Source organism: Mesorhizobium sp. M0500 (assembly GCF_040321165.1).
GTDB lineage: Bacteria > Pseudomonadota > Alphaproteobacteria > Rhizobiales > Rhizobiaceae > Mesorhizobium.
This window is the reverse complement of record NZ_JAMYRB010000009.1, coordinates 60,000-83,975: the sequence shown is the minus strand read 5'-3', so window position 1 is coordinate 83,975 and position 23,976 is coordinate 60,000. Positions and strand designations below refer to the sequence as shown.

The window sequence follows — 23,976 nt, the reverse complement described above, 5'->3', positions numbered from 1 at the left end:
TTGGGTCTAGGCAGCAAACGATGGGCCGACATATCGCAGGGATCATTCTGGCCGGCGGCCGATCGAGCCGGATGGGTGGCGGCGACAAGACGCTGCTTGCGCTTGGCGACGGTACCCTGCTCGACCGTGTCGTTTCGCGCCTTGGCCCGCAGGTCGGACCGCTCGCGCTAAACGCCAATGGCGATCCGACACGGTTTGCCGCGACGGGGCTTCCGGTGCTTGCCGACACTGTCAAAGGTTATGCCGGGCCGCTTGCCGGGATCCTGACCGGCCTCGAATGGGCTTCCGACACGACCTGCCAGGCGCTGGTCACGGCTGCCGGCGATACGCCTTTCCTGCCCAGGGATATGGTCGAGCGGCTGCTCGCGGCAGCCGACGAACGCCCCGGCTCGATTGCGGTCGCCTGTTCCGGCGGCAAACGGCATCCGACCTTTGCACTCTGGCCGCTAGGGTTAGATCAGGTCTTGCGACAATTTCTCGTCGAGGAAGACAACCGGCGCGTTGCGGCGTTCATCGACCGGCACGGTTTTGTCGAGGTGGAATTTCCCATCCTGAAATCCGGCGGGGCCGAGATCGATCCGTTCTTCAACATCAACACTCCCGACGACCTTGCCCAGGCCGTGCATCTGTTGCAGAGCATCGAGCCATGAAAAGACGTATTTTCGGCATCACCGGCTGGAAGAACTCCGGCAAGACGACATTGACCGAAAAGCTGGTAGCCGAACTCGTCCGGCGCGGCTGGAAAGTGTCGACGGTAAAACACGCCCATCATGATTTCGACATCGACAAACCCGGAGCGGACAGCTTTCGCCACCGGCAGGCGGGAGCGATGGAGGTCGCGGTCGTGTCGGGCAGGCGCTGGGCGCTGATGCACGAATTGCGCGGCGAGGACGAGCCGACGCTAGACGCGATCCTGTCACGGCTGGCACCGTGCGACATCGTGTTGGTCGAGGGTTACAAGCGCGAAGCGCACAAGAAAATCGAGACGAGACGGCTCGAGGCCAAGGACCGGACACCGCTCTCGGCAGGCGATCCACACATTGTCGCCATCGCCTCCGACTTCCCCATTGTCGGCGAAGACCTGCCGGCCTTCGATCTCGACGACACGAATTCGATAGCTGACTTCATCGAGCGCGCCACAAGCCTGTCGCGCTGAAAATGCGGCAGAAGACAGTTTCCGCCCACTTGCTTTCCAATTTAGGCGTCTGACCCAGCGTCATCGCTTTCTGAACATGACCTTCCCTCAAGCGACGGTTTTGCAGTTGCTTTTTCTTGGGAAAGAATGGGAATATCGCATCAGCGGGCGGTCAAAAGCACCGCCCACAGAGCCGTTCGGGAACGACGGCCGGGACCAACAGAGAGGACCATTATGCGTATTGCACTGCGTATCGCGCTTGCCGCTTCGGCTGCGCTGCTGACGCTTGGCGTTGCCCAGGCCCAGGAAAAGACCTTGAGGATCGGCACCGAGGGAGCCTATCCCCCATTCAACAATCTGACAGCCGACGGCCAGCTCGTAGGCTTCGATATCGACATTGCCAAGGCGCTCTGCGACGAGATGAAGGTGAAGTGCACCTTTGTCGCGCAGGACTGGGACGGCATCATTCCCGCCCTTCAGGCAGGCAAGTTCGACGCCATCGTCGCGTCGATGTCGATCACGCCGGAACGCGCCGAGAAGGTCGACTTCACCCACAAATATTACAATACGCCGCCGGCGATTGCCGCGCCCAAGGACACCGACATCAAGGGTGTCACCAAGGAAGATTTGGCCGGCAAGACGATCGGCGTGCAGGCGTCCACCACGCATTTCAACTATTCGACCAAGACTTATACCGACAGCACCGTCAAGCCGTACCCGACCGCACAGGAATACCAGCTCGATCTGGCCAATGGCCGGCTCGATGCCGCCAATGACGACATCGTCGTGCTGCAGCAATGGCTGGATTCGCCGGACGGCGCCTGCTGCAAGCTGGTCGGCACAATCAAGCCGGTCATCGAAATCCACGGTCCGGGCGCCGGCATTGCCGTGCGCAAGGGCGAGACCGATCTGGTCAACCAGTTCAATGCGGCGATCGACGCCATCCGAGCAAACGGAAAGTACAAGGAAATCAACGACAAATACTTCAAATATGATGTTTATGGCGGCGAGTCCTGATCGACCGACATACGAGGACTTGAACGGCGGGAGATTCCCGCCGTTCTTATAAGGATGCCGCGCACGAGGGGTGACGCGGCACGGGTCTCAAAGAGCCTCAAGGAGAACAGGCAGGCGGATGCAGAGCGCACTGACGCTTCTCAGTTGGGGACCCGAAGGCTGGCTCGACGACATCGCCGCGGGTGTGTTTGTCACGGTATGTCTTGCGCTGGCCACTCTGCCCTTCGGGCTGACGCTCGGCTTTTTCGTGGCGCTGGCCAAACAATCGGAAGAGCCGTCGCTGAGACTGGCCGGGAACATCTACACCACGATTTTTCGCGGAATACCCGAGCTGCTCACGCTGTTTCTGATCTTCTTCGGCGTCCCATTGATCCTGCAGTACATTGTCCGGCTGGTGAGCCCCGGAACGTCCGCCGACGTCAACAGCTTCGTCGCCGGCATGATCGCGCTGTGCTTCATTTTCTCCTCTTATTCCAGCGAGGTGTTTTTATCCGCCTTCCGCGCGATTCCAAAAGGGCAATATGAGGGAGGCTATTCGGTTGGCCTGTCCAGCGGCCAGACGATGCGGCTGATCGTGCTGCCGCAGTTGATCCGCATCGCGTTGCCCGGACTTGCCAATCTCTGGCTTATCCTGCTCAAGGACACCGCGCTCGTCTCGGCCGTCGGCCTCAACGAGATCCTCCGGCAGAGCGGGGTTGCCGCTCGCGTCACCAAGCACGCGTTCCTGTTTTACGGTTTCGCCGGCCTCATCTATCTCCTGCTGGCGATCGTCTCCTCCTTCGGCATCAACGCGATCGAACGAGCGGTCGGCGGCAGCGAGGTCAAGAGATGAGCCTTGCCACCGACACGCTGAAAGTCGACCGGCCGCCGCCGCCCGCACGCGGCTGGTCGCGCCAACGCATCCTCGGCCATGTCCTAGTCGGCCTGTGGATCGCTCTCGGCATTGGCATGGTCGTCTACCTGGTCGCTGCGTGGAACCCGGAGTTCTTCCAGAAATATGCACCCGGCTACATATCCGGCCTCGGCATCACCCTGTTGCTGGTTGCCATCTCGATTGTGCTTGGCGCGATCCTGTCCGTGCCGATCGCCTATGCACGCATGTCGAAGAACCCGATCCTTTCGGGGTTCGCCTATGCCTATGTCTATTTCTTTCGCGGCACGCCGCTGTTGGCGCAGACCTTCCTGGTCTACTATGGGGTCGGCTCCTTCCGGCCGGAGCTCGAGATGGTCGGACTGTGGGGCTTCTTCCGCGAAGCGTTCAACTGCGCGATCTTCGCCTTTTCGCTGAATACGGCCGCGTACCAGGCCGAGATTTTGCGTGGCGCGATCGAGAGCGTGCCAAGGGGCCAGTGGGAAGGTGCCGCCTCGCTCGGCCTGCACAAACTGCAGACGATGTGGAAGATCATCCTGCCGCAGGCGCTGATCGTCGCGTTGCGCCCGTATGGCAACGAGATCATCCTGATGATCAAGGGCTCGGCAATCGTCGCCATCATCACGGTCTACGATTTGATGGGCATCACCCGGCTCACCTATGCGCGCACCTTCGACTTCCAGTCGTATATCTGGGCGGCGATCATCTATCTGATCATCGTGGAAACATTGCGCCACGGCGTCGAGTGGATCGAACGGCGCATCACCATCCATCTGCACCGCTGACTCCCATCGCCTTGCCTGATCCGGTAAGAAGACCGCAAAGCAGGCTTCTAAGGGATTCGAAAACATGGCTTCGGTGGCATTTCTTGGTCTTGGCGTCATGGGCTATTCGATGGCCGGACATCTCAAGAACAAGGGCGGTCACGACGTCACCGTCTACAACCGCACCAGGGCCAAGGCCGAGCAGTGGGTTGCCCAGCATGGCGGCAGCTTCGCCGCGACACCAGCAGAGGCGGCCGCGGGCAAGGACTTCGTCTTTTCCTGCGTCGGCAATGACGACGATCTGCGCTCGGTGACGACCGGTGCCGGAGGCGCCTTCAATTCCATGAAGAAAGGCGCCATCTTCATCGACAACACCACGGCATCGGCGGAGGTCGCGCGCGAACTGGCGCAGCAGTCGCAAGCGCTCGGGTTTGCGTTCCTCGACGCCCCGGTCTCCGGCGGTCAGGCAGGCGCCGAGAACGGCATGCTGACCGTGATGGTCGGCGGCGAGCCCGACGCCTTCGACAGGGCCAGGCCAGTCATAGATGCTTATGCCCGCATGGTCGGATTGATGGGATCGGCCGGGGCTGGCCAACTCACCAAGATGATCAACCAGATCTGCATCGCCGGCCTCGTTCAGGGCCTGGCGGAGGGCATCCATTTCGGCAAGAAGGCTGGGCTCGACATCGAAAAGGTAATCGAGGTTATCTCCAAGGGCGCCGCCGGTTCCTGGCAGATGGAGAACCGCCACAAGACGATGAATGCCGGCAAATATGATTTCGGCTTCGCCGTCGACTGGATGCGCAAGGATCTTGGCATCTGCCTCGCCGAGGCCGACCGCAACGGCGCCAAACTGCCGGTGACGGCACTTGTCGACCAGTTCTACAAGGACGTGCAGGCGATGGGCGGCAAGCGCTGGGACACGTCCTCGCTGCTGGCGCGGCTGGAGAAATAGGATTTCACTGTGGCCGAGCTTTCGCCTCAATCCAGCGCCGATGAAATCGTCGCTCATCTGCGCTCGATCGCCTCAGAGGAAAATCGACTTGGCATGCTGCGCTACGGTATCAAGATCGAACGTGCGCTCGGTATCTCGCATGGCGTGCAGCGGCAGATTGCCAAGAAAATCAAGCGCAACCATGAGCGTGCCTTCGAGCTTTGGCAGACAGGCATCATGGAGGCGCAGTTCATCGCTTCCGTGACAGCCGATCCGGAGCGGTTCTCCGCCGCGGATGCAAGACGATGGGCGGCGACTTTCGACTCGTGGGATATCGTCGACGGGGTCTCCGATCTCTTTGTCGATACGGATTGCTGGAAGGAATTGATCGCCGAATTCGCGGTCGACGAACGGGAATTCGTTCGACGCACGGCTTTTGCGATGATGGCCTGGTCGGTGGTCCACCGGAAGAAGGAACCCGAGACGACCTTCCTCGAATTCCTGCCGATCATCGAAGCGCATGCGACCGACGGCCGCAATTTTGTGAAGAAGGCCGTGAACTGGGCGCTTCGTTCGATCGGCAAGCGATCGATGAATTTGCACGGCCCTGCCCTTGCCGTGGCGCTAAAACTGGCGGCCTCGACAGACAGGACCGCACGCTGGATCGGCAAGGACGCCGTGAAGGAACTTTCCGATGCCAAGACGCTCGAGCGGCTCGCCGCCAGAAAAGCTTGACCTGAGCGAAGTGCGCTTCACGGAGGTGACGCAATCGACGCGCGCCGATTTCGAAAACCTGTTCGAGCAACCCGGCGGGCCGAAATACTGCTGGTGTATGGCTTGGCGCAATCTCGACCGCCGCGAGCATGTCGAGAACGACGAGAAGAAACGCGCGATGATGACGCTGATCGACGCCGGCACGCCGGTCGGCATTGTCGCCCAGATCGATGGCCGGACCGTCGGCTGGTGCTCGATTGCGCCGCGCGAGACCTACCGCAAGCTGTCACGGCAGCAGGACGATAGCGAGATGGGCATCTGGTCGATCGTCTGCTTCTATGTACCGAAAGCGCTGCGCGGCGGCGGGCTGGCAAGCGCATTGCTCGACGCGGCCATCGATCACGCCTTTGCCAAAGGCGCCAGGACGATCGAAGCCTATCCCGTCGACCAGGCTTCGCCGAGCTACAGCTTCATGGGTTTTCGCGACATGTTCGTCGCCCGCGGCTTTCGCGAGATCGGCATGACCGGCTCGCGCCGGCATGTGATGCGGCTTGAGCGTTGACCTGTGGGGCAGCGGCAGCTTTACTTGCTGGCATAGGCCGCAGATCAAGGCTCAACAATGGAGCAGCAATGAGCAACCGTCTCAAATCAGGAGCGATCCTGGCGGCCGCGGTGTTCGTGTCCATTGTGGCAGACAGTGCTTGCGCCGGGACGATGCATATTTTCTGGAAGGATCTGCGCCCGGCGACCCAGGCAGCCGCCGAAAGCGTCGGACTGCCGATGATCGCGGCCAAAATGCCCGATCATGGCGAGACGCTGTCTCTCAATCTGCAGGACAAGATCGTGCAGCTCGCGGGCTATGCGCTGCCAGTCGATCGCGACGGCGATCTCGTCTACCAGTTCCTGCTGGTGCCGTGGACGGGAGCCTGCAGCCACATGCCGACGCCGCCGCCCAACCAGATCGTCCTCGTCACGCCTGCACACCCTTACAGGATGTCCGAGGCCTACCAGCAGGTTTCGGTGACCGGCGCCTTGCAACCGGGTATGGAGAAGAGCCAGCTTTTCATTCTTGACGGCGTCAGCGTCATCCAGTCGGGTTACACCGTGCACAAGGCCGAGGTGGTCAACGTCGATACGGTGCCGGACACGATCACGCTGCCGGTCAACTCGCCATGGACTTTCCTGAACAAAAAGAAGAACTAAACAGACGAATCTCAGGCGGCGTTGGCGCCGGATTCCTTGTCGAGCATCATGTAATCCAGCGGCATCTCGGTCGTGTATTTGATCTGCTCCATGGCGAAGGAAGACGACACGTCGCGGATCTCGATCTTGGCGATCAGCCGCTTGTAGAAGGCGTCGTAGGCGGCGATATCGGGCACCACGACGCGCAAGAGATAGTCGACGTCGCCGCTCATGCGATAGAATTCGACCACTTCCGGGAATTCCTGGATGACCTCCGAAAAGCGCCGCAGCCATTCATGGCTGTGCGAATTGGTGCGGATCGAGACGAACACCGTGACCCGCACATTGACCTTTTCATGATCGAGGATGGCGACGCGCCGCTTGATGACGCCCTCTTCCTCGAGCTTCTGGATGCGCCGCCAGCACGGCGTCGTCGACAGGCCGACCTTCTTGGCGACGTCGGCGACTGCAAGCGTCGCATCCTCCTGCAGGAGGCGGAGAATTTTTCTATCAAGGCGGTCCATTGGGTGCTCCCCTGATGCAAGTCGTCCAAGTGCGCAGCGGCCTTGGCACAACGACATGCATAAAAACAAGAATTTAACGCGCGTCCCCTCATGCGCGACGCGCTTCGAGGAATGGATTACCATAATCCCTCTTGCTCGAGCCTATTACAAGAAAGAAATTCTGCCGCATAGTGCGAAAGCGAGTGATTTCTTGCTGAATGCCTAGCCGAGGCGATAGCGGATTTCCGATCTCAGGAAGGGCAGCAAATCCATTTCAAACCATGGATTGCGCTTCAGCCAACCGGTGTTGCGCCAGGACGGGTGCGGCAGCGGCAGGACTTTCGGGTCGATTGCCGCCGCCCAGATGGCACGCCAATCCATGACCGTTTCCGTCAGCGAGGGACGGCGCGCCGCGCCCATATGCCAGCTTTGCGCGTAGATGCCGATCGTCAGCACCATATCGACTTGCGGCATCAGCGCCATCAGCGATGTGCGCCAGGCCGGCGCACATTCGCGGCGCGGCGGCAGGTCGGCGCCCTTGGCGTCCTGGCCGGGAAAGCAAAAGCCCATCGGCACGATGGCGAATTTGTCCGTGTCGTAAAATTCCTCGCTGCCGACGCCCAGCCAGCTTCGCAGCCGGTCGCCGGAGGCGTCGGTGAACGGCATCCCTGTAATGTGAACCTTGGTACCCGGCGCCTGGCTGGCGATCAGGATACGCGCACTCGACGATGGCCTGAGCACCGGACGCGGCTGGTGCGGCAACGGCCTGCCGGCCGGGTTATCGACGCAGATGCGGCAAGCGCGTACTCGCGCCGTCAAGGCTTCCAACTCTTCGCTCATTCGGAATTCATTGTCAGGCGGCGGCACTCGGCCGGCTGGAGATTTCTCGATACCAGCGCAGCACGTTGGTGCACTCTTCAGGTACCTTGATGCGAGCCGGCTTCATGAAGTCGATGGCGACCAGCCCGGTGATGTCGGCGATCGAATAGGCATCGCCGGCGACGAATTCCCTGCCGGTGAGCTCAGCGTCCAGAAACCTCAGGAATTCGATCGCCTTCGGCTTGTTGGCCTCGCCCCATTCGGGGATTTGCGGGATCTCCCATTCCCTCATTGCGGGGTGGATATGCCGGAACGCCGCGGCGACGCAGCCGAACAGATTGAACTCCACACGTCTTTGCCACATCTCGACGATTGCCTTGCCGAGCGCCCCATCCCCGAACAAAGCCGGCTTGGGGTGCAGTTCCTCGAAGTAACGACAGATTGCGACGGATTCGGTGATGATGGTGCCGTCATCGAGCTCGAGCACCGGCAGACGCTTCAGCGGATTGCGCGAGCTGACCGGCTGCTCTTTGTGCTCCAGCGCGCCCATGTCGACGGGCACCAGCGGAACCTGAAGTCCCTTTTCGGCCAGAAAAATCCGAACCCGGCGTGGATTGGGCGCGCGCCCGCCGTCGAACAGCTTCATCTCTATCCTCCTCGTCCGTCCCGACGAACTATAGGCACAACTCACCAGAAGCGAATAATTTCACGCAAGGCATCGCCGATCGACGCCAAGGTGCCGTGCTTTCTTTCGACCAGCTCGTGGCCGTGGCTCTCGCGCCAGTTCTTCGGCTCGTCGAAAGTTCCGCCCCAGATGCCGGCTTTGCCCGCGCGCGCAGCAGCTTCCTCGGTCTCGAAATCGCCAAAGGCGACCGCCCAGCCGGCCTCGACCTGCGCGCGGTTGAGATCCTTGCCGCCGGCCTTGCAGTCGCCGAGCAGCCTGCCGTAGCGGTCGCGCTGCCAGCCGCTGCAGGAGACGGCTTTGCCGCCGATCAACCGCACCAGGGACTGCCGCGCGAGCTTGCCGCAAGGATAGTCGGCACCGTCCTTGCGACAGATCTGCGAATATTCCGGCGCGTCGATGCCACGCATGCGGACACGCTCGCTGCCGAGGGTGATGCTATCGCCGTCATTGACGGTGGCCGCGCCCTCCGTCTTGCGCGTCTCGATCCGGTCGAGGCGCGCCGCCAGGAGGATCGCCAGGCCGAGCACGATGAGTGTCAGCCCATAGTCCATTACTCGGCGCCACAGGCTTCGCGGACGTGGCGCATAGTATCGCTGGCGCGGCCATCGCGACCACGAACGGCTCATATGGCAAACCGTTGGTTAATCATTCGAACGTAGCTTAACGATTTGAAATTGCTGCCCGCGTAAATTGAAGACTTCATGCCCCTGCAACGCTCGACCACGGCGGACAAGTTTATTGTGGACCGCAGGAAACGCCATCGCAACAGCGATGTCGCGCGCGCGGTGCGCAAGACGCGCGACCGTCTTTCGCAGCAAGCCGGAAATCCCGACTTCGACCGCGAGCTGTTGAAGCTCCACGCGCTTTCGATGACCGGCGGCGTGATCGTCATTCCGCTGCTCGTTCTGGCAACGGCCGCGGCAGGCCTGTTCGCGGGCATCGGCAAGGAGATCGGCGTCTGGGCGCTGTTCACATTCATCTGCTATACCATCGTTGCATTCATGGCCAGACGCGTCACTCAAGCGTCCGAACTCAACCCGCTGGAAACGCATAGGGATTTCCTGATCGGCCATTTTCTGTGCGGGCTTGGCTGGGCTTGGTTCGCATGGCTCGGCTGCGAAACTTGCCAAATGGATCAGTTCCAGGTCGCCAAGGCGGTGGTGCTGCTGCTCGCCATGTCGGCAACCGCGATCCTGGCCTCGTCCCTGCGCGGTGCGCTGTTGGCGACCTTCGCCCTCCCGGTCGCCATCTATGCTTATGCCAGTGCGAAATTATGGATGCCGGTCGAAGTGATCATGGCAGGCTTGCTGATCGCCTCGTTGCCTTTCTTCGCCTATGTAGCGCGCCAGCTCAACCGTTCCTCGCTGATGCTGCTGTCGTTCCGCTCCGAAAAGGATGCGCTGATCGCCGAACTGGAGACGGCGAAATCGATGTCGGACGAGGCACGGCGGCGGGCGGAAGACGCCAATCTGGCGAAATCGCGTTTCCTGGCCTCGATGAGCCACGAACTGCGCACGCCGCTCAACGCCATTCTCGGCTTTTCCGAAGTGATGGCCAACGAGGTGCTCGGCCCGATGAGCAACCCGACCTATCGCGACTATGCCCGTGACGTGCACGACTCCGGACAGCATCTGCTCGACCTGATCAACGAAATTCTCGATTTGTCGCGCATCGAAGCGGGCCGCTACCAGCTCAACGAGGAGCCGATGATGCTGCTCTCCGTCGTCGAGGATTGCTGCCACATGATGGAGCTGAAGGCGCGCAACAAGGACATCCGCATCGTCCAGGATTTCGAAAACGCCTTGCCGCGCTTGTTCGCCGACGAACGCGCGGTGCGGCAGATTGCGCTCAACCTGTTGTCCAATGCCATCAAGTTCACCGCCACCGGCGGCGAAATCCGCGTGCGCGTCGGCTGGACGGCGGGCGGCGGGCAATATCTCTCCGTCAAGGACAATGGGCCGGGCATACCGGAAGACGAGATTCCGATCGTGCTTTCGGCCTTCGGCCAGGGCTCGATCGCCATCAAGAGCGCCGAACAGGGCACCGGGCTTGGCCTGCCGATCGTGCAAGGCCTGCTGGCCATGCATGGCGGCGAATTCCAGCTCCATTCCAGGCTGCGCGAAGGCACCGAGGCGATCGCCATCTTCCCGCTGAGCCGGGTGATGGAGGAACTGCCGGCGCTGCCGACCAAGGCGGTTGCCTCGCGCCGGCGCTGAATGCTTAACCGCGGACCGCGGCTGCCATGCCGGAGCTGGTCAGCGCGGCCGCCTTGACCAAGCCGGCGGCAAGCGCCGCCCCTACCCCCTCGCCTTGACTGACGCCCAGATCGAGCAGCGGGCGAAGGCCGAGGCGCTCGGCGGCCTTGGCATGACCAGACTCTGGCGACAGGCTTGCGAGGAGACAATGATCGAGCGCGGCGGGGTTGGCGGTATGTAGGACACCAGCGGCCGCAGTCACCGCAAACCCATCGAGCAGCACCGGGATCTTCTGCATCCGCGCCGCCAGAATGGCGCCGCAGATCGCGGCGAATTCCCGCCCGCCGACCCGGCGCAGCGCTTCCAGCGGGTCCTTGAGGCTCGCGCCGTGAAACGCGACCGCGGCATCGACCACCTCCGCCTTGCGCCTCTGCATCGCCGCGTCCGCCCCTGATCCAGGGCCGACCCAGTCGGCGCTGGTGCCGCCGAACAGTGCCGTGCAAAGGGCCGCGGCGACAGTCGAATTGCCGACGCCGAGGTCGCCAAGGCAAAGCAGGTCGGTACCGCCGGCAATCGCTTCCATGCCGAAGGCCATGGTAGCGGCACAACCGCGCTCGTCCAGTGCCGCATCCTCCGTAATGTCGGCTGTCGGAATGTGCAGGGCCAGATCGAACACCTTCAAGCCGAGATCGTTGGCGATGCAGATCTGGTTGATTGCTGCACCGCCGGCGGCGCAGAGCTCGACTGCATTTGCCGTGGCGGCGGCGGGGCGCGGCGAAATGCCGTGGCGGGTGACGCCATGATTGCCGGCAAAGATCGCCACCAATGGCCGCGTCACCGCCGGCGGCGCGCGGCCGCTCCACCCGGCAAGCCAGGCGGCGATGTCCTCGATGCGGCCAAGCGAGCCTTTGGGCTTGTCTGCCTTGGCAAACAACTGACGCACGCGGGCCTTGGCCGCCATATCTCCCGGCGGCAGGCTCACCAGGAGGTCGCGAAAATCGTCGAAAGGCAGCGCGCTGGTCATGTCGATGGCGATCGTCCGTGTGAATTGGTGAGCGGCATAGCCGCCTTGGCCAGCCGGCACAACCTCAAGCCGGCACAACCTCCAGGCCCGGTACAACTTGGCGGAATTGACGCGAAAGCATTCGTTGGCGGCGCTTCCCGGAGGGCTTGCATTGACTTTGTCGTTGCACCATGTGGAGGCTAGCCAAGGAAATCCTTATGACGGCCATTGAATCCCCGTGCATCCTGGTCTGCTCGATCGATATGAAAACCGGCTTCTGTTTCGGTTGCGGGCGCACGCGCGAGGAAATCGCCGCCTGGATCGACATGACCCCGCAAACCCGCCGCAGCGTCATGGCCGAGCTGCCGGCAAGGCTGGAAACGGTCGAGCGACGCCCCCGCCGGGAAACCCGTCGCAGCCGCATGGCACGCGAACGCGACGCCCTCTCGTGAACCGGCCGCAGAGATGAACCGACTGTTGTGGATTCTGATCGTCGCGATCGGGGTGGGTGTGCTCCTGCTCATGCTCAACGATTCCGCCGGCAGTACGTTCGGCATTGAGAATTACGATTTCAGCCAGCTGATCTGGCTTGGCGCTTTAGCGGCGCTCGTCGGCGCCGGCCTGCTCAGATCGGGCAGGCCGTTAGGCACCATGGTCCGCAGCCTCGGCGCCTGGGGTGCCATCGTGCTGGCGCTGATCGCCGGCTATCAGTACCGCTATGAGTTGCAGGATTTCGCCAGCCGCGTCACCGCCGGCCTTGTTCCCGGCAGTCCGCTGGCGCTGGGCGTGGAAGAAGGCCATGCCACCGTCACCCTGGACAAGGCCGGCAGCGGCCATTTCGAAGCGCGCGTCAAGATCAACGGCACGCCGATCCTGACGGTTGTCGATACCGGCGCGACCAGCACCGTGCTGACCGCCGAGGACGCTCTGGCGGTCGGGTTCAATTCGGCGGCTCTCCGCTTCACCATACCGATCTCTACCGCCAACGGCATGACACGCGCGGCGGCGGTGCGAACCGACGAACTGTCGATCGGCGGCATCGTGCGCAAGGACATGCCCATCATGATCGCCGCACCAGGCACGCTCGGCCAGAGCCTTCTCGGCATGAATTTCATCGGCTCGCTATCGGGCTTCGACGTCCGTGGCGATCGCATGATTTTGCGGGATTAAGTTTTTCCTCAGGCCGCCTCCGCGGTCCGGCCGAAATCGACCTCTGCGAAGGCTGACTTCAGCACCTCCGGTCCGGCACCCGGCCGTGTCGCATCGGTGGAGAGGATCTGCCGGTAGCGGCGTGCACCGGGCAGGCCGTGAAACAGCCCGACCATGTGCCGGGTGACATGCCCGAGGCGTCCGCCCTGCTCGATATGGCGTGACGCGTAATCCGCCATGGCATCGATCAGTGCGGCAAAATCGAACGACTCAGCAGTGCTGCCGTAAAACGCGGCATCGATGCCGGTCAGTATCCCTGGCGTGTGATAGGCGGCGCGGCCGAGCATGGCGCCATCGACATGGTCGAGATGCGTCAGCGCCTCTGCGCGAGATTGAATGCCACCGTTGATGCCGATGAATTTGTTTTGTTTTCTGGCTTTCAGCCGATAGACGCGGTCATAGTCGAGCGGTGGGATGTCACGATTTTCCTTTGGGCTCAGTCCTTCCAGCCAGGCCTTGCGGGCGTGCACCCACAGCGCGTCGGCGCCGGCCGCGAAAACAGCATCGGCCAACGCATCGAGTGCCGGTTCCGGATCCTGCTCATCGACGCCGATGCGGCACTTGACGGTAACCGGTATTTTCACCGCCGCCTTCATTGCCGCGACGCAATCCGCGACGAGCACGGGCGTCTTCATCAGGCAGGCGCCGAAGGTGCCCGACTGGACGCGGTCGGACGGGCAGCCGACATTGAGGTTGATTTCATCATAGCCGAAGGTTTCGCCGATGCGCGCCGCCTCGGCCAGCTTTCCCGGATCGGCGCCGCCGAGTTGCAGCGCCACCGGATGTTCGCTGTCGACGAAGCCGAGCAGCCGCTCGCGTGCGCCGTGGATGACCGCATCGGCCACCACCATCTCGGTGTAGAGCAGCGCCTCGCGCGTCAGCTGGCGATGGAAGAACCGGCAGTGCCGGTCCGTCCAGTCCATCATCGGCGCCACGGCAACTTTGTGGCGTAACATATTCATTTTACTATTTTTTCTGTCTCAGTCCGTCCGATACTCCGTTCGAATGACAGAGCAATTTGGCAAGAGATGCACACCTAACTGACCCGATATACGATTTTGCCGCCGCAACTGAAAGCAAATTGGCATGTCACACATGTCACTGTACGCACCAGTTAGATGCCTGCCGTGGAACGATGGACCGCCGGCGGCATACCAGTCAGCCAAGGCGAAGCGTGTTGCGGGCGATCTGCCACGCGGATTCGACATGCCGCCGCGCCGCCTCCTCCGCCTCGTCCGGCTTGCGCGACCGGATTGCATCCATGATTTCGGTCATTTCGGCGATCGCCGGCTCGCGGCGGTTCTCCGACGCGATCGTCATTGAGCGGAGCTGGTTGATGCGGACATTCAGCCCCGTCACGATTTCCCAGGCAATGCGCTTGTCCGCCGCCTCGAACAGCGTTTCGTAGAACTTGGTCGTTGCCCGCATCACCTCGACAGGCGCACCGGACGCCCACGCCTCAAGCAGGTTCGTCAAGGCGGCATCGAGCGAGGCGATCTGCGCGTCCGTGGCTGTCAGGGCGCAAGCCCGCGCCGCGATGCCCTCGAGCAGCGCCCGCAATTCATAGATTTCGTCGGTGCGGCCGAGATCCGGTTTGGCCACGGCGGGTCCGTGGCCCGGTATCATCTGCACCAGGCCTTCCGCCTCCAGCTGCCGCAGCACCTCGCGCACGACGGAACGGCTTACCCCGAGCTGATCGCATAGCGGCCGCTCGACCAGCCTTTCACCAGGCTGGAAATGGAAGCCCATGATCGCCTCACGCATGCGCTCCAGCGCCAGCGTCCTCAGCGTCTTGGCAGAGCGGTCGATCCGCAGCGTATCGCCTGACATTTTCTCTCCCTACCCCGATCCGGCCACAAAACAGATTCCATAGCCGATTGACAAGGCTTCTGGTGCTCCATAGTATGGTATACCATAAGATGATGTAAAGATTTCGGCGTTGCACAGCGCCGTGGCGACCGAGGACTTTCATGAAACCAGCCATTCGAAAGATCGTCACGTACATCGAGAACACGTTAATCGAGGGCGGCAAGGAAGCCCCAAAACCGCTGCGTCTGATCGGTGTCGCGGCTGTGCTGACAAATCCCTGGGCCGGCCGCGGTTTCACCGACGACCTGTCGCCGGAGATCCGCGCTATTGCTCCCGTCCTCGGTGAACTGCTGACCCGCGAGATTATCGCCGTCGCCGGTTCCGGCGAGGCGATAGAGGGTTATGGCAAGGCCGCGGTCTGCGGCACGGCGGGCGAGATCGAGCATGCATCGGCGCTGATCCATACGCTGCATTTCGGCAACCATTACCGTCGCGCCGTCGGCGCCAAGACCTATCTCGCCTTCACCAATCTGCGCGGAGGGCCGAACACCCCGATCATGATCCCGCTGATGGACAAGAACGACGAAGGCCGCCGCTCCCACTATCTGACCGTACATTTCCAAATCGGCGACGCGCCAGCGCCCGATGAGCTGGTAGTGGCGCTTGGCGCTTCGATTGGTGGCCGCCCGCACCATCGTATCGGCGACCGCTATCAGGACCTCAAGGAGGTCGGAGACCTGCATGGCTGACGTCGCTGCCACCGCATGGGTCCGGGACACGGCTCCGGACGGCACCGGCTTCATCCGCGCCGGCTCCGGCGCGCCGGTTCTGCTCATTCACGGTGTCGGCATGAACGCCGCGATCTGGCACGATCAGATCGCGGCGATGAAAGACCATCATGACCTGATCGCCATCGACATGCTCGGCCACGGCGTTTCACCGCTGCCGCCGGAAGAAGCCAGCCTGTCGGATTTCGCCGATCAGGCGGTTCGCCTGCTCGACCATCTTGGCGTGGCGTCGGTGTCGATCGTCGGCCATTCGATGGGCGCGCTGGTCGCACTGGAAATCGCCCTTCGCGCCCCTTTGCGCGTTCGCGCCATCGTGTGCCTCAACGCGGTGTTCCGCCGCCCCGCGGCCTTGACGCAGGCCGTGCGCGAGCGGGCGGCCGCGCTTGGCCCTCGTGGCAACCCTTCCGCCATTGCGGCTACGCTTGCCCGCTGGTTCGGCGACCCGCTGCCGGCGAACCTTATCGGGGCGGCCACCACAGCGCGCGCCGCCCTTGAAAGGGTCGAACCCGAAGGCTACGCGCGCACCTATCGCCTCTTTGCCCGTGCCGATGCCGAGCATGCCGATGCTCTCCCCGGTCTTGCCGCACCAGCCCTGTTCATGACCGGGTCGCAAGACAGCAATTCGACCCCGGCCATGTCGGCGGCGATGGCGAGGCTTGCGCCGCACGGTCAATGCCTCGTGCTCAATGGAGAAAGGCACATGATGGCAATGGCTTCACCTGAAAAAGTGACCAAACACATCATGGAATTTCTCGACACGGAAGGAGACGCTGGCGTGAAGCCGGAGACGGATGCAGTCTTTGACAGCGGCGAATTCCGGCGCGCACTCGGCTCGTTCCTGACCGGCGTCACCATCGTCACCACGATCAGCGCGGAAGGCGAACCGCGCGGCTTCACCGCCAACTCCTTCACCTCGGTCTCGCTCGAGCCGCCGCTGGTGCTTGTCTGCATCGCCAAGAGGGCGCTGGGGCACAGTGCTTTTTCGACGTCGAGAGGTTTCGCCATCAACATCCTGTCAGAGGACCAGAAGGCCCATTCCGGCATCTTCGCTTCCAAAGCAGCGGACAAGTTCGCGGCCGTGAGCTGGCAACCGGGCCGAACCGGCAATCCGCTGATCGACGGCTCCGTTGCGATGTTCGATTGCGGCATGGAGCAGCTGGTCGATGCTGGCGATCACTCGATCCTCATCGGCCGCGTCCGCGACTTCAGCCACAACGGAGCCCAGCCCCTCGGTTATTGCAGAGGCACCTACGTCACGCCTGGCCTCAGCCAGGAGGCGCTGGCGGCGGCGCCCCCCGATACGGAGGTCGGCGCCATTCTCGAGAACGAGGGCCGTGTGCTGTTCGTCGAAACGGCCGACGGGATTTGTGAATTGCCTGCGGGGCGCGGACTGGGCACGCCCAACGATGCGCGCAGCCTCAAGGGGCGCCTTGCCGCCAGGGCCATAGACGCCCAGCTCGGCTTCCTGTTCGCGGTGTGGGACGATGCCGCCGAACCCTGGCGCACGCATGTTTATTATCGCGGAACGGTCGAGGGATCCAATTCCGACGATCGCCAGATGCGGCTTGTCGACATCGAGAAGATCGCGGATCTGAAGATCGCCGATCCCGCAGTGCGTTCGATGCTTGCCCGCTATGCGCGCGAACGTACGGAAGATGCATTCGGCGTCTATGTCGGCAACGAGGTCGAAGGCGAAGTCCGGCCGCTCGCCAAGCCCTCGCCTTCTCAAATTCCTCTTTCCGGCCGCGGGTGAAACCGATGAAGTTTTCGCTTTTCGTGCACATGGAGCGATCGGATCTGACAAAGCCGCATTCCGAGCTTGTCGGCGAGCTGGAGGAGCTGGTTCTGCAGGCGGAAGAGGCAGGATTCGAGACTGCCTGGATCGGCGAGCATCACGGGATGGAATTCACCATCTCGCCGAACCCGTTCATCAACATCGCCTGGCTCGCCGCCAAAACCAGGCGCATCCGGCTCGGAACAGGAACCATCGTCGCGCCGTTCTGGCACCCGATCAAGCTTGCCGGCGAAGCAGCGATGGCCGACGTCGTCACCGGCGGCCGTCTCGACATCGGCATTGCGCGCGGCGCCTACGCTTACGAATACCAGCGACTTTTCCCAGGCCTCGAGGCCTGGGGTGCCGGCCAGCGTATGCGCGAGATGGTGCCGGCGATCCGGGGCCTTTGGGATGGTGATTTCGAACTCGCCGGCGAGTTCTGGTCGTTTCCTTCAACCACCTCGTCGCCCAAGCCGCTGCAAAAGCCTTATCCGCCGATCTGGGTGGCCGCACGCGATCCGAACTCGCACGACTTTGCGGTTTCCAGCAAATGCAACGTCCAGGTGACGCCGCTTGCCTCCGGCGATGGCGAAGTGGCCAGCCTGATGGAGCGTTTCAATGCAGCGTGTAATGCCCACTCCGACGTACCAAGGCCGGAGATCATGCTGCTGATGCATACTTTCGTCGCCGAGGATGCCGCGGAGGCTGACCGGCTCGCGCAGGATCTATCGCAGTTCTACTGCCAGTTCGGCGCCTGGTTCCAGAACAAGAAGCCGGTGCACCAGGGCATAATGGAGGCGCTGACCGAAGACGAGATCGCGGCCATGCCGCAATATGCGCCTGACAAGATCAAGCAGAACCTGGTCATTGGCGAAGCCGACGAGGTGATCGCCAGGCTGAAGGCCTACGAAGCGCTCGGCTACGATCAGTATTCGATCTGGATCGACAGCGGCCTTTCCCATCGGCGCAAGAAGAAATCGCTGCAGCTCTTCATCGACAGGGTGATGCCGGCCTTTTCCGAGCCGAAAGCTGGATTGCGATGAGCACCACTCAATTCAGGAACTATATTGACGGCAGCTTCGTCGAAGTGGCGGCGACCTTCGACAGCATCGATCCCTCGACGGGCGCGCCATGGGCGAAGATGCCCGCTGCATCGTCTGATGACGTCGACCGCGCCGTCGAAGCTGCTCACCGGGCGCTTGGCTCCGGCACGTGGCCGGCAATGACGGCAACGGCACGCGGCAAGCTTCTGGTGCGGCTCGGCGATCTGGTGGTCGCCAATGCCGACCGGCTGGCGGAACTCGAGACACGCGATACCGGCAAGATCATCCGCGAGACCCGCGCCCAAATCGCCTATGTCGGCGACTATTACCGCTATTATGGCGGGCTGGCCGACAAGCACGAGGGCTCGTTTGTCCCCATCGATAAGGCCGACATGGAAGTGACCATCCGGCCGGAGCCAATTGGCGTCGTCGCCGCCATTGTGCCGTGGAACTCGCAGCTCTTCCTGTCCGCCGTCAAGCTCGGGCCGGCGCTGGCGGCCGGCTGCACCATCGTTCTGAAAGCATCGGAAGACGGCCCTGCCCCGTTGCTGGCCTTCGCCGAACTCGTCCATGAGGCGGGATTTCCCGCCGGGACCGTGAACATCCTGACCGGCTTCGGCCACGATTGCGGTCACCGGCTGACCAGTCATCCGCTCGTCGCCCGCGTCGCCTTCACCGGCGGTCCCTCGACCGCTCGGCAGATCGTCAGGAATACGGCGGAAAACCTCGCCTTCACGACGCTCGAGCTCGGCGGCAAAAGCCCGGTCGTGGTGTTTGCCGATGCCGATCTGGACAGCGCCGCCAACGCGGTCGTTGCCGGCATCTTCGCTGCCACCGGCCAGAGCTGCGTCGCCGGCTCGCGGCTGCTGGTCCAGCGCTCCGTCAAGGACGAATTCCTCGCCCGGCTCAAGCGCAAGGCCGAGGCGATCAGGATTGGCGATCCGCAGGATCCCGCGATCGAAATGGGACCGCTCGCCACCTCGCGCCAGCGCGAATGGATAGAGAAGATCATTGCTGAAAGCCTGGCCGCGGGCGGGCAACTGGTCACCGGCGGCATTCGCCCCGCGGGCATGGCGGACGGCTTCTATTACGCGCCGACGATTATCGACGCGCCTGATCAGACCCTTGCCTGCGTGCGCGAAGAGCTCTTCGGCCCGGTGCTCTGTGTGCTAGCCTTCGACGGCGAAGCTGAAGCGCTTTCGCTCGCCAACGACACGAAGTTCGGTCTGGCGTCCGGCGTGTTCACCACCAATCTGGCAAAAGCCCACCGCATGGCGCGCGGCATCCATGCCGGCGTGGTCTGGATCAACACCTATCGGGCGGTCTCGCCGCTGGTTCCGTTTGGCGGCTACGGCCAATCCGGGCTCGGCCGCGAAGGGGGCCTCGATGCGATCCGCGACTACACGCGTTCGAAATCGGTGTGGATACGCACCTCCGACGACCCGATTCCCGATCCTTTTGTCATGCGGTAGCCGCCGCTGGCCGGAGATGCGCGATCAAGGCGAAAACGACCGATCGCGAACAGACAACAACGAAAACAACAGAGGAGAACGACATGAAACTGATCATCACCGGCTTCCTTGCCGGATTTATTGCAACGACAGTTCTGGCAACGACGGCCGCAAAGGCCGAGGACATGGTGTTCACCAGCTGGGGCGGGACGACCCAGGAAGCGCAGACCAAATCCTGGGCCGAGCCGTTCACCGCTGCATCCGGCATCAAGGTCATGCAGGACGGCCCGACCGACTACGGCAAGCTGAAGGCGATGATCGACAGCGGCAGTGTCAACTGGGACGTCGTCGACGTCGAGATGGATTTCGCCATCAAGGCGGCCAAGGACGGTCTGCTCGAGCCGATCGACTTCAAGACCGTGCCGAAGGCCGACCTCGATCCGCGCTTCACCACCGATCACGCCGTCGGCAGTTTCTACTATTCCTTCGTGCTCGCCTGGAACAAGGGCGCCGTTTCGGGTGAACCGGCCGGCTGGGCCGACATGTTCGACCTGACGAAGTTCCCGGGCAAGCGGACCTTCTACAAATGGTCGGCGCCCGGTGTCATCGAGATCGCGCTGCTGGCCGATGGTGTTCCGGCGGACAAGCTCTATCCGCTGGATCTCGATCGCGCCTTCAAGAAACTCGACACCATCAAGTCGGACATCGTCTGGTGGGGCGGCGGGGCGGAGTCGCAGCAATTGATCGCATCCGGCGAAGCAACGTTCGGCCAGCTGTGGAACGGCCGCGTCTTCGCACTGGACAAGGATGGCGCCGATGTCGGCGTCTCCTGGAACCAGAACCTGACCGCAGCCGACGTTCTGGTGGTACCGAAGGGTGCCAAGAACAAGGATACGGCGATGAAATTCCTCGCCGCGGCGAGCAGCCCCGCCGGTCAGGCCAAATTTGCCGAAGCCAGCGGTTATGCGCCGATCAACACCAAGGCCAAGGCAGAGATGCCGACCGATGCCGTGAAATCGCTGCCGGACGCTCATGTCGACGGACAGATCAATCTCGACATGAACTACTGGGCCGCCAATCGCGACACCATCGCCGCGCGCTGGTATGCCTGGCAGGCGAAATAAGCCCGCTCTTGAACCGCAATGGACGAGACGGTTCGCGCCGTCTCGTCCCGTAGCCGGGTCGCTGTCATGTCGGTCGAAACACGCCGGAACTTTGGAACGGTGCGGGTGCCGGCAGGTCTCAATGGCCTGCTGCCGGCCCTGATTCTGATTATGCTGTTCTTCATCGTCCCCGTGCTGGCGCTGCTTTTGCGCAGTGTCACGGAGCCCGAGCCAGGCTTGCAGAACTATGCTGCCCTGCTTGGTGACGGCACCTATGCGCGGGTGTTCTTCAACACATTCCTGGTCGCGGCGTTGGTCACCATCGTCACGGTCCTTGTCGCCTTTCCGGTCGCCTGGATGCTGGCGATCATGCCTTCGGGACTGGCCTCGATCATCTTCGGCATCATCATTCTGTCGATGTGGACGAACCTGCTCACCCGCACCTATGCCTGGATGGTGCTCCTGCAGCGTACCGGCGTGATCAACCGGACGCTGATGACCATCGGCGTCATCGACCAGCCGCTGCCGCTCATCAACAATCTCACCGGCGTCACTATCGGCATGGTCTATATCATGCTGCCCTTCATGATTCTGCCGCTGGTCGGCACGTTACGGGCGATCGATCCGATGACGCTGCGTGCGGCGTCGCTGTGCGGCGCAAGCCCTTTCCAGGCGTTCCACCGCATCCTCGTGCCGCTGTCGCTGCCCGGTGTCGCGGCCGGCGGCCTGATGGTCTTCGTCATGTCGCTCGGCTACTTCGTAACGCCGGCACTGCTCGGCGGCACGTCGAACATGATGCTTGCCGAAATGATCGCGCAGATGGTCCAGTCGCTGCTCAACTGGGGGCTCGGCAGCGCCGCTGCCTTCATCCTGCTTGTCGTCACCATGGTTCTCTACGCACTGCAGCTGCGCCTTGTCGGTGCCAGGCGCACGAGCGGAGGCATCTGAGATGCTGCTCGACTATGACCGCATGGGTTGGCTGCGGGTTGCCCTGCTCGGCTTCACCGCGCTGGTCGCTGGCTTTCTTCTGTTGCCGGTGGTCTTCATTGTCCTGCTCTCCTTCGGCTCGTCGCGCTGGCTGGCTTTTCCGCCGCCCAGCTGGACGCTCAAATGGTACCAGGAGCTTTTTGCCGATCCGGCCTGGCTCGACGCCGCGCTGACCAGCGCTCGGATCGCCACCATGACGGCGATCCTGGCAGTAGCGATCGGCCTGCTCGCCTCCTTTGCCCTGGTTCGCGGAAGGTTTGCCGGACGTGAGATCCTGCGCGGCCTGCTGCTGACGCCGATGGTGCTGCCCGTCGTTGTCTTCGCCATCGCCATCTACGCCTTCTTCCTTCGCCTTGGCCTCGGCGGCACCACCATCGGCTTCGTCATCGCCCACACCGTGCTGGCGCTGCCCTTCGCCATCATTCCGATCGCCACCGCGCTCGAAGGGTTCGACAAGTCGATCGAGGACGCGGCAATCGTCTGCGGGGCAAGCCCGCTCGAGGCCAGGCTCAGGATCACCTTGCCGTCGATCCGGATCGGCATCTTCTCCGCCGCGATCTTTTCCTTCCTCGCCTCGTGGGACGAAGTCGTGGTGGCGATCTTCATGGCCAGCCCCAGCTTGCAAACCTTGCCCGTCAAGATCTGGGGCAGTCTGCGGTCGGACCTCAGTCCGGTGATCGCCGCTGCCTCCAGCCTGCTGGTCGGGCTGACGCTTGCCCTGATGGTGATGACGGCGCTGCTGCAGCGAAAGTTCCGGACATGACCCACCCTTTCCTCTCCATCCGCAATCTGCGCAAGGCGTTCGGGGCGATCGTCGCCGTGCACGACGTCACGCTGGACATTCCCAGGGGCGAGTTCCTGACCTTCCTCGGGCCCTCCGGTTCGGGAAAATCGACGACGCTCTACGCGATCGCCGGCTTTCAGGACCCGACTTCCGGCGATGTCTTGCTGGAAGGAAAGTCGCTGCTTGCAGTGCCTTCGCACAAGCGCAACATCGGCATGGTCTTCCAGCGCTACACGCTGTTTCCGCATCTGACGGTGGCCGAAAACGTCGCTTTTCCGCTGCGGGTTCGCCGCCGGCCGGACGCCGAGGTGAAGAAAAAGGTCGCCGACATGCTGGCCCTGGTGCGGCTCGAAAGCTTTGCCGGACGCTTACCCGGTGCGCTGTCGGGCGGCCAGCAACAGCGCGTCGCGCTGGCCCGGGCGCTGGCCTACGATCCTCCGATCCTTTTGATGGACGAGCCATTGTCGGCGCTCGACAAGAAGCTGCGCGAGGAAATCCAGGGCGAAATCCGCCGCATCCATCGCCAGACCGGCGTCACCATTCTCTACGTCACCCACGATCAGGAAGAGGCGCTGCATCTGTCGGACCGAATCGCCCTGTTCAAGGATGGCCGCATCGAGCAGACCGGCACCGGCGAGGATCTCTATCTCAGGCCGGCGACCGATTTCGTCGCCGGCTTCATCGGCAATTCGAATTTCCTCGCCGCCGAACATCTCGGCACCACCAACGGCACGACAACGATCCGCATGACAGACGGTTCGGTCATATCCGGAGTCAGGGCCAACGGCACGTTCGGCAAAGGCCAGAAGACCAAGCTGATGATCCGGCCCGAAGCCTTTAGCATGGAGCGGAGCCCGGCGAGCGCGGAACTGAATGTCGAGATCGTCGACATCGCATTTTACGGCGAGCGCCGGCGGATCGTCGCGCGCATCGCCGCTGGACAGGAGGTTGACATCAGGCCGACCTCCGCCGCCATGCAATCGCAGGATGTGTGGCCCTGCAGCCGGCAGGTCTTTTTCGATCCCGCTGCTGCATTCCTGTTTCCGGCCTGACTAAGCCGCGGTGGATCGCCGCCCTTCAACGCTTCGCAGCGATGGAAGCGTGCTTGGGACAAGCTGTGGTTAGGTCCATCATCAGCTTCGGTCAGCAAGCGCGCAACGTGATCGACGCTGCAGTCGGCTGATTGGATGGCGGGCGCAACTCCTG

Annotated in this window: 26 protein-coding genes and 1 pseudogene; 20 read left to right on the top strand and 7 right to left on the bottom strand. The window is 62.6% G+C overall.

Annotated elements, in window-relative coordinates; all coding sequences use genetic code 11:
* The first annotated feature begins 20 nt into the window (after window positions 1–20).
* From mobA to NKI70_RS18225, 9 genes and pseudogenes are all read left to right on the top strand, one after another.
* Window positions 21–650 carry a molybdenum cofactor guanylyltransferase MobA gene (gene mobA / locus NKI70_RS18265; RefSeq protein WP_023675016.1) on the top strand — a complete coding sequence of 210 codons (630 nt, stop codon included), beginning with the start codon at window positions 21–23 and terminating at the stop codon, window positions 648–650.
* Complete coding sequence (gene mobB / locus NKI70_RS18260; RefSeq protein ID WP_023675015.1) at window positions 647–1,156, top strand: molybdopterin-guanine dinucleotide biosynthesis protein B; 510 nt, start codon at window positions 647–649, stop codon at window positions 1,154–1,156. Before mobA ends, mobB begins: the two co-directional genes overlap by 4 nt.
* Before the next feature lie 213 nt (window positions 1,157–1,369).
* Window positions 1,370–2,152, top strand: coding sequence for an ABC transporter substrate-binding protein (locus NKI70_RS18255; protein ID WP_023717637.1), 783 nt, complete (start codon window positions 1,370–1,372; stop codon window positions 2,150–2,152).
* Between the two features lie 118 nt (window positions 2,153–2,270).
* Complete coding sequence (locus NKI70_RS18250; RefSeq protein ID WP_352568649.1) at window positions 2,271–2,984, top strand: ABC transporter permease; 714 nt, start codon at window positions 2,271–2,273, stop codon at window positions 2,982–2,984.
* Window positions 2,981–3,808, top strand: coding sequence for an ABC transporter permease (locus NKI70_RS18245; protein WP_023675012.1), 828 nt, complete (start codon window positions 2,981–2,983; stop codon window positions 3,806–3,808). Before NKI70_RS18250 ends, NKI70_RS18245 begins: the two co-directional genes overlap by 4 nt.
* Before the next feature lie 58 nt (window positions 3,809–3,866).
* Window positions 3,867–4,742 (top strand): annotated as a pseudogene (locus NKI70_RS18240) (NAD(P)-dependent oxidoreductase); the annotation flags it as partial.
* Window positions 4,743–4,751: 9 nt separating this feature from the next.
* Window positions 4,752–5,456 carry a DNA alkylation repair protein gene (locus NKI70_RS18235; RefSeq protein WP_254817259.1) on the top strand — a complete coding sequence of 235 codons (705 nt, stop codon included), beginning with the start codon at window positions 4,752–4,754 and terminating at the stop codon, window positions 5,454–5,456.
* Window positions 5,416–5,997, top strand: coding sequence for a GNAT family N-acetyltransferase (locus NKI70_RS18230; RefSeq protein WP_352568650.1), 582 nt, complete (start codon window positions 5,416–5,418; stop codon window positions 5,995–5,997). Before NKI70_RS18235 ends, NKI70_RS18230 begins: the two co-directional genes overlap by 41 nt.
* Before the next feature lie 68 nt (window positions 5,998–6,065).
* Entirely contained in the window at window positions 6,066–6,638 is a 573-nt protein-coding gene (locus NKI70_RS18225) for a DUF3299 domain-containing protein (RefSeq protein WP_352724796.1), read from the top strand.
* Window positions 6,639–6,649: 11 nt separating this feature from the next.
* On the opposite strand, the gene NKI70_RS18220 is transcribed toward NKI70_RS18225, so the two are convergent.
* From NKI70_RS18220 to NKI70_RS18205, 4 genes are all read right to left on the bottom strand, one after another.
* Entirely contained in the window at window positions 6,650–7,141 is a 492-nt protein-coding gene (locus NKI70_RS18220) for an Lrp/AsnC family transcriptional regulator (protein ID WP_023675006.1), read from the bottom strand.
* Between the two features lie 201 nt (window positions 7,142–7,342).
* Window positions 7,343–7,960: a uracil-DNA glycosylase family protein gene (locus NKI70_RS18215; RefSeq protein WP_502894617.1), complete on the bottom strand. Its 618-nt coding sequence runs from the start codon at window positions 7,958–7,960 to the stop codon at window positions 7,343–7,345.
* Window positions 7,961–7,973: 13 nt separating this feature from the next.
* Window positions 7,974–8,585, bottom strand: coding sequence for a glutathione S-transferase (locus tag NKI70_RS18210; protein WP_352724795.1), 612 nt, complete (start codon window positions 8,583–8,585; stop codon window positions 7,974–7,976).
* A 41-nt stretch (window positions 8,586–8,626) separates the two neighbouring features.
* Complete coding sequence (locus tag NKI70_RS18205) at window positions 8,627–9,250, bottom strand: thermonuclease family protein (protein ID WP_352698901.1); 624 nt, start codon at window positions 9,248–9,250, stop codon at window positions 8,627–8,629.
* Window positions 9,251–9,325: 75 nt separating this feature from the next.
* Here NKI70_RS18205 and NKI70_RS18200 point away from each other — a divergent pair, with 75 nt between their 5' ends.
* Window positions 9,326–10,840: a sensor histidine kinase gene (locus tag NKI70_RS18200; protein ID WP_352698903.1), complete on the top strand. Its 1,515-nt coding sequence runs from the start codon at window positions 9,326–9,328 to the stop codon at window positions 10,838–10,840.
* A gap of 4 nt (window positions 10,841–10,844) precedes the next feature.
* Here the strand turns inward: NKI70_RS18200 and NKI70_RS18195 are convergent, their stop codons facing one another.
* Window positions 10,845–11,843, bottom strand: a complete 999-nt coding sequence (locus NKI70_RS18195; protein WP_023675001.1) for a nicotinate-nucleotide--dimethylbenzimidazole phosphoribosyltransferase — start codon at window positions 11,841–11,843, stop codon at window positions 10,845–10,847.
* A gap of 197 nt (window positions 11,844–12,040) precedes the next feature.
* Between NKI70_RS18195 and NKI70_RS18190 the strand changes: the two genes are divergently transcribed.
* Window positions 12,041–12,274, top strand: a complete 234-nt coding sequence (locus tag NKI70_RS18190) for a DUF1289 domain-containing protein (protein ID WP_031193575.1) — start codon at window positions 12,041–12,043, stop codon at window positions 12,272–12,274.
* A gap of 13 nt (window positions 12,275–12,287) precedes the next feature.
* Window positions 12,288–12,992 carry a TIGR02281 family clan AA aspartic protease gene (locus NKI70_RS18185; protein WP_352724793.1) on the top strand — a complete coding sequence of 235 codons (705 nt, stop codon included), beginning with the start codon at window positions 12,288–12,290 and terminating at the stop codon, window positions 12,990–12,992.
* A gap of 8 nt (window positions 12,993–13,000) precedes the next feature.
* Here NKI70_RS18185 and dusA read toward each other — a convergent pair whose 3' ends face one another.
* Entirely contained in the window at window positions 13,001–13,993 is a 993-nt protein-coding gene (gene dusA, locus NKI70_RS18180) for a tRNA dihydrouridine(20/20a) synthase DusA (protein WP_352724792.1), read from the bottom strand.
* Window positions 13,994–14,189: 196 nt separating this feature from the next.
* Complete coding sequence (locus NKI70_RS18175) at window positions 14,190–14,861, bottom strand: GntR family transcriptional regulator (protein ID WP_023674997.1); 672 nt, start codon at window positions 14,859–14,861, stop codon at window positions 14,190–14,192.
* Between the two features lie 140 nt (window positions 14,862–15,001).
* On the opposite strand from NKI70_RS18175, the gene NKI70_RS18170 reads away from it, so the two are divergent.
* From NKI70_RS18170 to NKI70_RS18135, 8 genes are all read left to right on the top strand, one after another.
* On the top strand, window positions 15,002–15,589 hold the full coding sequence (locus tag NKI70_RS18170) for an amino acid synthesis family protein (RefSeq protein ID WP_023674996.1): 588 nt from the start codon (window positions 15,002–15,004) through the stop codon (window positions 15,587–15,589).
* Window positions 15,582–17,381 (top strand): alpha/beta fold hydrolase, encoded by a 1,800-nt coding sequence (locus NKI70_RS18165; RefSeq protein WP_352698986.1) that lies wholly within the window; start codon window positions 15,582–15,584, stop codon window positions 17,379–17,381. The genes NKI70_RS18170 and NKI70_RS18165 overlap by 8 nt, the downstream gene beginning before the upstream one ends.
* A gap of 5 nt (window positions 17,382–17,386) precedes the next feature.
* Window positions 17,387–18,445, top strand: coding sequence for an LLM class flavin-dependent oxidoreductase (locus NKI70_RS18160; protein WP_352698988.1), 1,059 nt, complete (start codon window positions 17,387–17,389; stop codon window positions 18,443–18,445).
* A complete protein-coding gene (locus NKI70_RS18155) occupies window positions 18,442–19,917 on the top strand; it encodes an aldehyde dehydrogenase (RefSeq protein ID WP_352698990.1) in 1,476 nt (491 codons plus the stop codon). The genes NKI70_RS18160 and NKI70_RS18155 overlap by 4 nt, the downstream gene beginning before the upstream one ends.
* Before the next feature lie 83 nt (window positions 19,918–20,000).
* On the top strand, window positions 20,001–21,020 hold the full coding sequence (locus NKI70_RS18150) for an ABC transporter substrate-binding protein (RefSeq protein ID WP_352698992.1): 1,020 nt from the start codon (window positions 20,001–20,003) through the stop codon (window positions 21,018–21,020).
* A 66-nt stretch (window positions 21,021–21,086) separates the two neighbouring features.
* A complete protein-coding gene (locus tag NKI70_RS18145) occupies window positions 21,087–21,947 on the top strand; it encodes an ABC transporter permease (protein WP_352699033.1) in 861 nt (286 codons plus the stop codon).
* Window position 21,948: 1 nt separating this feature from the next.
* The gene (locus NKI70_RS18140) at window positions 21,949–22,749 is read left to right on the top strand and encodes an ABC transporter permease (RefSeq protein WP_352698994.1); all 801 of its coding nucleotides are present in this window, start codon (window positions 21,949–21,951) and stop codon (window positions 22,747–22,749) included.
* The gene (locus tag NKI70_RS18135; RefSeq protein WP_352698996.1) at window positions 22,746–23,822 is read left to right on the top strand and encodes an ABC transporter ATP-binding protein; all 1,077 of its coding nucleotides are present in this window, start codon (window positions 22,746–22,748) and stop codon (window positions 23,820–23,822) included. Before NKI70_RS18140 ends, NKI70_RS18135 begins: the two co-directional genes overlap by 4 nt.
* The last annotated feature ends 154 nt before the right edge of the window (window positions 23,823–23,976 follow it).